We start from the raw sequence: 14,280 nt of genomic DNA, 5'->3' as shown, positions 1-14,280 counted from the left end.
CCAGAAAATCTTTCTAACCAGTACTCTTTCTGTTTTTCATTTATATCTTCTTTATTTTTATTTTGCCATACTGCATAATCTACATATTGTATTGGTAATTCCTCTAACTTCTCCCCTTCATAGATTCTGCCTATCTCATCTATAATTATTTCCGTTGAAACTCCATCACAAATTATATGATGCATATCTATCATAAGAATATGCTTACTATCTTCAATCTTTATAAGTCCAACCCTAATTAATGGAGCTTTACTTAAATTAAATGGCCTTATAAAACTACTAATAATAGCTTCTACTTCACTTTCGTCCTTAACCTCATAATTTTCTATATTAAATTCAAAGTCTTTACATATTTTTTGAACTACTTCTCCATCTGAAATTTCAAAGCTTGTTCTTAGTGATTTATGTCTTATTATTAGTTTCCTGAATGTTTCATTAAGTTTTTCTTTATCTAGTTCTCCAACTAATAAAATTGTATCTAGAATATTATAATTAGTTTTATTTTTATTAGATTCTTGAATTATATACATTCTCTTTTGCGCTGAAGATGATGGATAATACTCTCTTTCTTCCACTTTTTCTATTTCCATATATCTTGTTATTGATGCTGCCTGTATATATTCTGCTTGATCTTCTATTGTTGCAACTTTGAATAATTCACTTAGTGATATCTTAACTTCAAACTCCCTATGTATGCTTGTCATAAGCATTGTTAATTTTAAAGAATGACCTCCAATTTGAAAAAAGTTGTCCTTTACACTTATATTTTTGATACCTAATATTTCATTCCATATAACACTAAGCCTTTCTTCTATCTCATTCCTTGGTTCTATATATTCTGCAGATATTATCATATTTTCTTCTAACTTAAGTAATTCTTTTCTATCTATCTTACCATTTGCTGTTAATGGCATCTTCTCTACCTGAACAAAATAGTTAGGAACCATATACTCTGGCAATTTCTCTTTTAGAAAAGTGCACAAATTATTCTTTGTAATAATTTGATTATCCAAAATATTTATTTTTCTTGGTTCATAGTAATCCTCTTCATAAACTGTTGAACTAATATCTTCCTGCTTTTTTATAGCAAAAACATTATATATATTAGTATTTTCAAATTCGCTATCTTTATCAGTCTGAACTTTATATCCATGTCCCTCAAATAAATTTACTACTGTATTTAATCTGCCATTTGAATCATTTACTTCAACGACTACCTGTTCGATTTTGTCCCAATCTCTATCTGAAATACCATCTAAAACATCCATCTCACTTTTTTCTACATCAATTTTTAATAAATTAATTTTATCTATATTGTTTTCTTTAATTATTTCAGATATAGTTTTCATTTTACAAACAATCTCTTTTGCTTCAAATCTACCTTCTAACATCTCACTATAATAATTTTCTTGCTCTTCATTTACTGTTTCTTCATCACTTTTCAGTGTTTGAATAAAAGTTTCTTTATCACTTTCTATATTTCCATATTTATTAGACATAATTGAAGCTTTTGGATAGAATGTAAACACCGTTTCTGTATTTTTATTTGAAAGTCCACAATTAAATACCTTCGTGTCTGTTCCGTACAATCTTGCATTAATTTCTAGTAAATTAAATAAATCTGGTATAGGTTCAAAAGCAAAAACTTTTACATTCTTGCATATGTTATTTATTAATAAACTAAATAAACCTATATTGGCACCTATATCAAATATGCAATCTCCATCTTTAATGCTGATACCATGTTTTAAATCGTTTTGCTCCTCAAAGATTTCTTTATACATAAAGTCAGTTTCATTTTTATTAAGATGAGCTATGGACATATTATTAGGAAGTGTATATCTTACTTTTCCATCAATTATAGGGAAATTGTTTATATCTGTTTCTACATATGCAGCTATATACTTACCCTTTTCCTTAGACTCTTTTTGTAATACAACCGCATTTCTTATAACTGGATGTTTTTTAAGATTATCCTCTATATCACCAAGTTCAATTCTATAGCCTCTAATTTTTACTTGCTCATCTCTTCTACCTAAAAATTCTATATATCCATCCCTATTGAATCTTCCCCAATCACCAGTCCTATACAACATTCCAAATTCATCATGCATTATAAATGCTTTCTTAGTTTTTTCTATATAATTAATATATCCATTAGCTAAACCAATACCACCAATATATAATTCACCTGTTACCCCATAAGGACATACTTCCATTTGCTTTCCAAGAACATAATACTTTTGATTAGCTAATGGCATTCCATATGGAATACTAACCCATTCGTCTTTAACCTCTTTAATTGGATAATATATGGACCAAATTGATGCTTCTGTAGCCCCACCTAAACTTATTGTCTCAGCATTTGAAAAATGTTTTTTTATTTCATTAGGCAATTCTAAAGGAATCCAATCTCCACTTAGCATCACTAATTTCAAGCTTTTATTTAAGAATTCATCTTTTACACTTTTTATAAGCATATACATTATTGCAGGTACTGAATTCCATACTGTTATACTATGTTTTTCTAATACCTCTATTATCTCATTTGCATCTCTCTGATCTTTAATCTCTACTAAAGTTGCTCCTACAATTAAAGCACCAAATATATCAAATACAGATAAGTCAAAACATACTGATGATAAGCCTATTATTTTATCTTCTTCATTAATATTAAATTTCTGATTAATATCCAAAATTGTATTTATTACCGAACCATGAGTAATAATTACTCCCTTTGGTTTTCCTGTGCTTCCAGAAGTATATATTATATAAGCTAAATGCTCTGGTAAATTTACCTTTACTAAATCATTATCATCTTCTTCATATATAGATTTATCTTCTATATCTAATATATCTCCATTTAATTTTACTTTTTTCATGAATTTATTTTGTGTTATAAATATATTCATTTTACTATCATTAACAATGTACTCTATTCTGTCTTCTGGATAATGAGGATCTATTGGTACATAAGCTCCTCCAGCTTTTAACACTGCAATTATCCCTACTATCATTTCTAGAGATCTTTCCACCATGACTCCTACTAAGCAGTTTGGTTTAACTCCCTTTCGTCTTAAAGTTCTTGCTAGTTTATTGGCTCTTTTATTTAATTCCTTATATGTTAATTCTTTTTCTTCAAATACTACTGCTACTTTATTAGGTGTATTTTTAACTTGCTTCTCAAACAATTCCATTAATGTTGTGTTAGAATTATACTCCACATAAGTATTGTTATATTCATATATAAGTTTATTTTTCTCTTCTTCTGATATTATTTCTATATCACTTATCTTCTTGTCTACACTTGTTGTTATTTCTTTTATAACATTTATAAAATGCCTAATAAAATCCTCAATAGTTTCTTTTTTAAATAATTTTGTTGAATATTCAATAGTAAATTGAATTCTATTTTTCTCCTCTATTGCTTCTAAAGTCATATCAAACTTTGATTCACTATTATTTATAATAATAAGTTGTCCATTTATCTCCTTTAGACTTTCTTCCTCAGATGTCATATTCTGATATCCAAACATAAAATCAAATATTGGATTTCTGCTCGTATCTCTTGTAGTAACTATATTTGTTACAAAATCCTCATATTGATAATCTTGATTTTCGTAAGCATCTAACACGCATTCCTTTACTTCAGTTAAAAACTCTCTAAATGTTTTTTCTCCCTTAGGTTGATTTCTCATAGCTAGAGTGTTTGCAAACATACCTACTACATTTGAAACCTCATCACGTGTTCTTCCTAAAACAACAGAACCTATTACTATATCTTCTTGTCCTGTATATTTATTTAATAACACATTAAAAGCTGCTAACAATACCATGTACATAGTATTACTATTTTTATTTGCTATCATATTTAATTTTTCTTTTAAATCTTCATCAATGCTAAATTTAAGGGTCTCACCTTCAAAGCTTTGAACTATTGGCCTTGCAAAGTCAGTTGGCATATTTAATACTGGTATTTCATCTGAAAATCTGTTTAACCAATATTCTTTTTGCTTTACCATTTCTTCTGATTTTAAAAATTTACTTTGCCAATCTGAATAATCCTTGTACTGTATTCTTAAATCTTCTAATGTATCTCCTTTATAAAGTTTTACTAATTCCTCTTCTATTATTTGTATAGACATACCATCAGCTATTATATGATGCATATCAAATACTAATATATATTTTTCATTCTCTATCTTTATAAGACCTACCCTAAATAAAGGTGCCTTTCCTAAATCAAAAGGTCTTATAAATTCTCTTATTGTTTTCTCTATCTCACTAGCTGTCTTATTTACTTTTTCTATATACTCTACCTTAAATTCTATTTTATCATGTATTTTTTGAATTATATTTCCGTTATTTATTTCAAAGTATGTTCGTAAACTTTCATGCCTTTTTACTATATTATTAAATACTTCTTCAACCTTCTCTTTATACATTGAACCATTAATTAAAATTGCTGTAGGCACATTATATACCGTACTTTTTAAATCGTGCTGCTGAAGCATATACATTCTCTTTTGAACAGAAGAAACTTTATAGTATTCTTTTTCTTCAGTTTTTTCTATAGACTCATATACATTCCTTTTCGTGTTACTTATATACTCACTAATTTTCTTTATTGTATTTAACTTAAATATTTCTTTTAATTTTAATTTAAAATTAACGTATTTATTTAGTTTAGTTATAAGTATAGTTGCCTTAATTGAGTCTCCACCTAATTCAAAGAAATTATCATTTATTCCAACCTTATCAACTCTTAATATATCTCTCCAAATCTTTGATATTATTTGTTCTACTTCAGTTCTTGCTGCTCTATACTCTGTTCCAGTATTTATCCTTCCATAAGGTTCTGGTAATTCTCTTTGATCTATTTTGCCATTAATTGTTAAAGGGATTTTTTCTAATTGTATATAATAAGAAGGAAGCATGTACTCTGGTAATTTATCCATTAAATGCTGTTTCATTTCCCCTACTGTCAATTCTCTATCTGCTACAAAATAGGCACATAAATATTTACTGCTACTTATATCGTCTCTAGCTATTACTACTACTTCTCTTATTAACTCATGCCTCAATAAGGCACTTTCTACCTCATTTAATTCTATTCTATATCCCCTTATTTTAACTTGCTTATCTATTCTTCCCAATAGTTCAATGTTTCCATCTTGTGTCCACTTAGCTAAATCTCCTGTTCTATACATTCTAGTACCCTCTATAAAAGGATTTTCAAGGAACTTTTCCTTTGTTAACTTTTCATTATTTAAATATCCTCTTGATACTCCTCCTCCTGATATAAATACTTCTCCTGCCACTCCTATAGGAAGAACGTTAAGATCCTTATCTAGAATATATACCTTATAATTATTTATTGGCTTACCAACAAGTACTTTAGATTTTTCATTACTATTACATTTATAGTAAGTTGCACAAACTGTAGTTTCAGATGGACCATACATATTATATACATTAGAATATGTAATAATATTCGAAAAATATTCACTCTTCAAAACATCACTACTACTTAAAAAAGTATGTACAGATGGCATAGGATCTAGATTATTAAATTGACTTAAAATTAATGGTGAACAACTTAATATGGTAACCTTATATTGTATTATTAAATTTCTTAAACTTATTGCATCTTTTACTTCTTCATTTTTAGGAACAATTATTCTTCCACCTACAAACAAAACACTATATATTTCTTCTACAAAACCGTCAAAAGTAAAGGATGCTTGTTGTAATGTAGCATCAATGTCAGTCAATTTATATAATTTAATAAATGAATTTGTATATGTTACTACATTTCTATTCTCTGTTATGATTCCTTTTGGATTTCCTGTTGTTCCAGATGTATATATAATATAAGCCGCATCCTCAGGTGATTTTATATTTCCTAAATTACTGCCATCACCTTTATATAATAGTTCATCATCTAGATTTATTATCTCCCCTGAAAACTGAATCTTATTCCTTACCTTATTATGAATTAATAGCATATTAACTTTAGCTTCATTTATAATATACTTTATTCTTTCCTCTGGATATTCTGGATCTATAGGTAAATATGTGCCACCTGCCTTCAATATACCTAGTACCCCTATAACCATCTCCAAAGAACGTTCAACCATTATTGCTACTATATTGTTAGAACTTATCCCTTTCTTCCTCAATATTCTTGCAATATTATTAGCCTTTTCATTTAATTGTCTATACGTCAACTTCTTATCATCAAATATTACTGCAATATTGTCTGGAGTCTTCTCAACTTGTTTCTCAAAAATTTTATGTATAGTTTTATTCTTTTCACATTCTATATATGTATCATTGAAATCATAAAGTATTCTCTTCTTTTCTTCTTCTGTTAAAATATCAACATTATCTACTAATAACTCCTCATAGCCCTCTTTTTTTAATACCATGCTTTATCTTTAATGGGAACCTTATACTTCATGTATATCCCACTAAATATTCACCCCTTTTCAAAAACATTCATATAATTCACTTATCACTTTATGTAATATTTTTTATTACACATTTTCAAACTCTAAAATATCTGAGAGTTTAATCCAATTTTCTTCTCTATTATCGCAAGATTTGCACCTTTCATTATTGCGTATTGGTTCTTGATAAGTTATAATTTTCCCCTCATAATTTCTTAATACTACTTTATTATCCCCTTGATAAATCATGTAGTTTGGCATTAGTGGAATTTTGCCACCACCACCTGGCGCATCTACAACAAAACTTGGTACACATAATCCTGATGTGTGACCTCTCAATCCTTCCATAATTTCTATTCCTTTTGATACAGATGTCCTAAAATGCTCCAAACCTACAGAAAGATCGCATTGATAAATATAGTATGGCCTAACTCTTATCTTAACCAAGTCATTTACCAGTTTTTTCATTATATCAACTGAATCATTTATATTTCGTAAAAGTACCGATTGATTACCTAAAGGTATCCCTGCATTTGCCAACATTTCACATGCTCTTTTTGAATCTTCTGTTATTTCATTTGGATGATTAAATTGTGTATTTAACCATATTGGATGATACTTAGATAACATTTTAACTAATTTAGGAGTAATTCTTTGTGGCATAACTACAGGAACTCTTGAACCTAATCTTATAATTTCAACATGAGGTATATCCCTTACCTTACTTATTATGTATTCTAATTCTTCATCACCCACAAGTAATGAGTCTCCCCCTGAAATAAGTACATCTCTTATCTTAGGAGTCTTAGATATGTATTCTATAGCTTTATTTACCTCATCAATAGGAAGTGCTTTATCTTTTTGTCCAACAAGTCTTCGTCTTGTACAATGCCTACAATACATACTACATTGATCCGTAATTAACATTAATACTCTATCAGGATATCGATGAACCAATCCTTTTACAACAGAACTATTCTCCTCTGCTAACGGATCCAAACTTTCTCCAGGAGCTATATGTAATTCTGATACTGTCGGAATTGCTTGCTTTCTAATTGGATCTTCTGGATCATTTTCATCAATTAAACTCAAATAATATGGTGTAATTGCCATTCTTAATACTTTAAGCTCACTTATTCCACTTTCCTCTTCGGGAGTTAATTTTATGTACTTACTTAATTCTTCTATAGTCTCAATCCTATTTTTAAATTGCCACCTCCAATCATTCCATTCTTCATCACTCACATCGTTAAAAATTTCAGATCTTCTATTAACTCTCATTTCCTAGCCCCCTCTTTTATTTTTCCCCAATTTAAATTATAAATTTTTGTAACTCTTAATATTACAACTAATTATTCCTTATATTTCTCATATTATTGTTATTTGTTACAATTTTGTCATTTTTTTCATATGATTATATTATAATGTATTCTTGAAAATAATCAAGCTTTTCATTTTAATAAATGGCTTAAAATTATACCTTTTAACCCTTATTTAGCTATATGTAACCTATTAATTAAGCATCAGATACAATTTAGCAAAAACAAAACTATCTAGTTTCTTTTAAAAGCAAAAAAATAACACCAAATTTATTTCAATAAATCCTCTTGAAATAAATTTGGTGAATAATTAAAATTCATATATAATCTGCTATTTTTTTATATTAAATTATCAATTACACTATTATTGTAATCTACAAAATAGTCATCTATTCGCATCCTTCTGCTACATAATATAAACTATAAAAATACTCTTTCTTATTAATTAAACTGTAGAAATCACCTGTTTCTATTACATTTCCTGCATTAACTGCTATAATTTCATCATAATCCTTAAGGGTATCCTCCATAAGTTTATGAGTAATTACAATTAAAGTCACATCCTCTAAATGTAAAAGAGATTTTTCTATACTATAAGCAGTCTCATTATCTAAAGCTGATGTTGATTCATCAAGAAGCATTATAGACGATTTCTTGATTAATGATCTAGCTATAGCTATTCTTTGCTTTTCTCCACCTGATAATTTACCTCCATTTTCACCTATTTCTTCATAAATTCCATTTGGTAATCTTTCTATGAGATTTGAAAGTCCTGCTTTCTCTATTACATCCATTATTTCTTCATCACTATAGTCTTGATATAAGGTAACATTATCTTTAATCGTTCCATCAAACATAAATACATTTTGTTGTATTACTGAAATATGTTTGTATATATCATCTAATTTTATATCTTCATTATTAATTCCATCAATAAATATTTGACCTTTAAAATCATTGTAATATCCTAAAATAAGCTTTACGATTGTAGATTTACCGCTTCCACTTCCTCCAACTATGGCATATTTCTTTCCTTTTTCAAATTCTATATTAACATTTTCTAGTGCTAGTTTACTTCCATCATAGCTAAAAGAAACATCTTTAAACTCTATATTTTTTTCAAAACTAGTTAATTCATATTTTCCTCCACCTTCACATTCCCCTGTTGCTAAAGAATTTATCTTCTCAGATATACTGGTTAAAGATTTAATCTTATTTATAATTTGTATGCTTTGAACAACTGGGTTAGATAAATAATTCATTAATTGAATTAACCCTATTAATGTACCCATAGTAATTTCTTTTTTTATTAATAAGTATCCTCCAAATATTAAAGGAATAATAAACATTAGAATACCTAAAAATTCAGCACAACAATCAACTATTCCGTTATATATTGAAAACTCCTGTTTTTTTATCTCTACATTAGAATTGCTTTCATTATACATTTTTTTAGCTTTTGAGAAAATATTGAAATTTCTTACTACCTCAAAACCTGAAAGTATATCCTTTGTTTTACTTGTAAGTTCTTCTAATGACCTTGAATAGACTTTCTTCTTACTTGATAATTTACCTCCAAATAATTTTGGAATAAACATAGCTATTAAAGCAAGGACAAGTATTGCAATAGTTATTGATAAATTTAAGTATATAGCAGAAATTAGCGCTGCTATAAATGATACTAAATAGTTAATTAAGTTAAACATATTAAGAAAACAATCTTGTTCTAGCATATTTACATCATTTGTAAGTAAAGAAATATAGTTTGCACTATTTTGCTCATTAAAGGTTTTTATATCTTTATTTAATATATTAGAAAACATATCATTTTTTAAATAAGTCATAGTTTTTCTTATATATATTGCTTTAGAAATATATAATGCAAATTTAAATATTAGCGACACTCCTGTATAAGCCCCTAAAAGTACTACACCTCTAAAAAAAATATTTATATTATCCCCCTCAGCTAAATCAATAATATACTTTAGCATAAATGATATAGCTACACTAATAACTGCATCTATACTTACTAATAAGATAGTAGTCGCAAGCAAACCTTTAAATTTAAATATGTATTTTTTCATAACGCCCCCCTTTTTCATATATAATTACTCTTTTTGTAAAACACTGAACCCACATGCTTTAAGCAGTTTCATTAATTCAAACATAACCTAATGACCAATCTCTTCTCATGAAGTTTGACGGAATAACACTAAAAAAAGACAAAGCTCTGATAGGATAAAATGGTTGTACTTAAGATTTTACCTTCTCTAAATCAACTTCAACTACGCTTCAAGTTCAATTTTATTAACTGATATGTTTGTCATAAAAACCTATTTTTTTCTATATTTATGTAAATAATACTTTTATTAACATAAATATATACTTACCTTACACATTTGTCAATAATAATTTGGAATGTTCATTTTTCTCTCCCTGTCTAAGCTGTTGGTGTCAATAAAAATTCCCCGAAAAAGGGAAAAAATTTTCCACTTATATGATGAGTTTGATTATATCTTTCATAAACTTTTTACACTCTGGAATGTTTGTAATTTTATATCAAATGCACTTTCATCTATATTAATATAAATAGGATTGACTAACTTTTTATCTAACTTAAATATACTATTTAACGCTTCAATATATTCATTAAATATAAAAATCCACGACATTCCTGTCGTGGATTTTGGGGTGTAGTCGAATCTTACCGTTTCAAATGCACAATTTTTATTTAAAAAGACAAGATACTTTAAATATATTAATTAAAATCAAAGTTGTAAATGTCATGTTTCTTGGAAGAAAAAACACATCTGCAGAAAAATTTGAAATTACTAAAATTTCTATTCATGAAAAATAGTTTTCTTGCATATTTTACAGATTTAATCCCTGGTGAATTGATAAATGCTAATGTATAATATTTTTCTTCTATACGCTTGTTAATAATATCAATACACCTTGTTCTATTTTTTATATTATCAGATTTATTAACCAACAGCTTTAAATATTTTCTCATATTATTTTTATTTTCTCCATCAAAAGTGAGTTTAGCTACAATTTCTTTATCTTTCATCACTTTAGAAATCTCTACGTTTTCTCTATCAATATAAGAATACAAATTATTATCACCATCATCATAATAAATAAAATGAGCTTTCTTGTGTATGACAACCTTACACTTATCAATAATTCTTAATACTAAATCTACATCTTCACTTGTAAATAAATCTTCTCTAAATTTTCCTGTTATATTTATATTTTCTCTTTCCATAACTAGAGTATTTATATGATAACAATAAAAATAATTGATTATTGAAAATTCTAAAAAACTTTTTTCTAAACAAAAATAATCATTATAATCAGTCACACATGAAGCTTGTACAGCAGAATTTAATTTCATTTTTATCTCTTCTGAATCACCAATGTCCTCGATTGAATCACCATGTTTCTCATGCCAATAAGCAAAACATACGGTAGAATTTGTTTTCTCAATTAATTCTATTGATTTTTCTAAGTGAAAACATTCCCATTCATCATCAGAATCTAAAAAAGCAATATATTTACCAACTGAATTTTTAATTCCGCTATTTCTAGCACCTGCTACACCTTTTGTATTAGTGTTTACTATATATTTTATTCTTTTGTCTTTCTTCATATATTCCGTAATCATATCTTTTGTATTGTCAGTACTTCTATCATCCACTATTAATAGTTCAAAATTTTCAACTGTTTGATTAAGTACTGAGTTTATAGACCTCGGTAATGTTTTTTCCCTATTATATGTGGGAATTATAACACTAACTAATACTTTATCCATAATTTAATATCATCTCCTTAAATCACAACAGGGGAATTAGCTGATATATTGTTAGTCATGTAATGAAATTTTATATAATTTATAATGGATCTAACCAGTTCATCAATGAAAAATGTAATAAATACTCCTAATGTTCCAATGCCAACTTTAAATACTAGTAAATATGACACAACTACTGTAATAGATGTTCCAATGATTTGAGTTAGTAACATCCACTTAACATTTCCCATGGCACGTATACTACTTCCTATTATTACATTCAAGGTTTTAGGAATTAATGTTACAAACATTACAATTAAATATATATTAGACTGAATAATAATTGAAGTTTCATTTGTAAATATATTTAATATCTGATATCTAGCTATATAAGAAATTACTGATAAACTACATATAATTAAAAGATTCAACTTTAAACAATCACCAAAAATATTTCTAATTTCATTACTTTTTGATTTACTTATATTACGACTTATTAAACTTAGCGTTGCAGTACCAAAAGCGGTACAAAACACATATAAAAGCATTTCAATACTTGTAATCAAAGAATAAATACCAACCTCATTTTCACTTAATATATTTAGAAATTTTGTTACAACAAAACTTCCAACATACCAAAATAGTGATTCAGCACTAGTTGGAAGCCCTAGCTTTAATATTTCTACAAAATGCTTTATATCACTTGAAATTGAACTTTTTATCCTTAAATTAATCACAGACTTGTGCATCAAAAGATACCAAAACAAGTATATGGTACCCACAGAATTTGCTATTGCAGTTGCTATTGCAGCCCCTTTTATTCCAAAACAAGGAATGCCAAAAGGCTCACATATAAACAGCCAGTCTAAAATTATGTTTACTACAACCTTAATAATTGATCCGTATAGTATAGGATATGTTACCCCTAAACCTTGTGATAGTGATTGAAGTGTTGAATCAACGCCACATAAAATTAAGTAAAATGAAATATAAAACATATAATCCATACACATAGGTAAAAGAGTTGGACTTACATCAATTATTCCAAACAAAGGTTTAGAAATAAACTTCCATAGTATAAATATAAGTACCCCAAATAGTAAATTGTATTTAAGTGCTGCAATGGTATATCTTGATACCTTATCTTTTGATTCATGGTTTTGACCAATTAATATTGTTACACCTGTACAAACTGCGATAATAATCGCATAAGTAATATTTAATGGGTATGTTACATTACCAATTACTGATATAAAACTAAAATCAATTTTCCCAAGAAACATTTTATCTACAATTCCTTGTATCTGAAAAACAATTTCTTGAATAACTATAGGTAATGCTAGCATCAAAATTTTCTTATATCTACTATTCATTAAATCCTCCAATAAATTTTCTTATATCAATTGTTTTTGCCTTTGAAATTATAGAATTCCAATTATCAAGTAACATTATATGCTTTTTATAATCATCATCAGCTTCATTAATATATCCTTCTACATTTTTTAATAAATTTTCACCAATCTTTCCGTAAGACTCATCAAAGGGAATCAATACCTGACTTGCTATCTGCTTAATTCTATCAATACGTTCATCTTTGCTTAGATTTTCAAATTCTGATATGCTTTCTTTAAGCATATTCATAATAGGTTCAGAGATTAATTTTTTTTCTGAACTAAATTCGTCATTAATATTATCATTATATATAGTTCCATAATTATTGAAATAATCAGCAAACTTAGCTACACCATACCAGTAACGATTTTTTCTTTCAAATTCAAATCTTTCTGAATGATATTCATGAAATACAGTACGAGTATGATGAAGAGATGGTAATCCTAGCGCTGTTGCAGTATCAAACATAAAATAATCAGCAGCTAATGTATTTTTTCCTGGTACATTAGGCAAGTACTCAAATAATTTATATACAGCCACATTACCACAATCAGGGTTCAGTCCATCATTAACTGAAGTAACTAATGTTAATTTATCTCTATCTTCAAATTGTACATCAAATCTAAAAGCCTCATCGCATATTTCCTTAATACTATCTTTTTCAAACCCTAGTAATTCATATAACTTATATATAATTTCAAAAGATTTTCTAGCAAAGTCTTTAACATCAAGATTCCATTCACCAAAGTAATTACCGCCTACAACCGTAATTTCTTTATCCTTATTAACCTCATTAGGTACACTGATCCCTTTATCCGCCAATTCTTTAATCCTTTTTCCTAAATACTTCAATTCATATTCTATTGGATAAACGTTACGAACATCTGACATTTCATCAAATATCAAGCATGTATCTGAATCTCTCCTATGAAAGGCTTCTGCTCCTAACGAACAAGTTAATAAGGAAATTTTATTCATAGTTGTACCATAATTTGATTCAGTATTAGTAAATATGTTTTTTATTTGCTCTCCACTTTCTATGCCCTCAAATAATTTATCAAAATATTTTTTTTGAATATCTGTAGTCATATGAATAATCTCAACATTTGGATACTGTTTTTTCAAATTTGCTAAAACTTTGTGATTTTCTTTTACAAAATCAAAGTCATTAGTTTCAACAACTATAAAAGGTATATCTAGAGAATAATTTTCTTTTGCATAAACTATCTCTTTAATATAGCTATTAGCACACCTTTCTATCTTTCTATTGGTAGGAATAAAATACGCAGATTTCATTTTTATCTTCCTTTCTTATCTTCTATTC

6 protein-coding genes are annotated in these 14,280 nt (G+C 27.5%); all 6 read right to left on the bottom strand.

What is annotated here, in order from left to right; genetic code table 11:
• A partial coding sequence (locus tag H9661_RS16205; protein WP_191769813.1) for a non-ribosomal peptide synthetase occupies positions 1-6,431 on the bottom strand: 6,431 nt, incomplete at its 3' end.
• A 108-nt stretch (positions 6,432-6,539) separates the two neighbouring features.
• A complete protein-coding gene (gene kamA / locus H9661_RS16200; protein WP_143316421.1) occupies positions 6,540-7,733 on the bottom strand; it encodes a lysine 2,3-aminomutase in 1,194 nt (397 codons plus the stop codon).
• Between the two features lie 427 nt (positions 7,734-8,160).
• Positions 8,161-9,855 (bottom strand): ABC transporter ATP-binding protein, encoded by a 1,695-nt coding sequence (locus H9661_RS16195; RefSeq protein ID WP_185966778.1) that lies wholly within the window; start codon positions 9,853-9,855, stop codon positions 8,161-8,163.
• Positions 9,856-10,529: 674 nt separating this feature from the next.
• Positions 10,530-11,585 (bottom strand): glycosyltransferase family 2 protein, encoded by a 1,056-nt coding sequence (locus H9661_RS16190; protein WP_191769812.1) that lies wholly within the window; start codon positions 11,583-11,585, stop codon positions 10,530-10,532.
• A gap of 17 nt (positions 11,586-11,602) precedes the next feature.
• Positions 11,603-12,937: an MATE family efflux transporter gene (locus H9661_RS16185; RefSeq protein ID WP_191769810.1), complete on the bottom strand. Its 1,335-nt coding sequence runs from the start codon at positions 12,935-12,937 to the stop codon at positions 11,603-11,605.
• Entirely contained in the window at positions 12,930-14,252 is a 1,323-nt protein-coding gene (locus H9661_RS16180) for a DUF6271 family protein (RefSeq protein WP_191769808.1), read from the bottom strand. Before H9661_RS16180 ends, H9661_RS16185 begins: the two co-directional genes overlap by 8 nt.
• Positions 14,253-14,280 lie beyond the last annotated feature (28 nt).

Origin of the sequence: Clostridium cibarium (assembly GCF_014836335.1) — a bacterium.
GTDB lineage: Bacteria > Bacillota > Clostridia > Clostridiales > Clostridiaceae > Clostridium > Clostridium cibarium.
The sequence above is the reverse complement of the archived record's forward strand: the minus strand, read 5'-3'. Positions and strand labels throughout refer to the sequence as shown.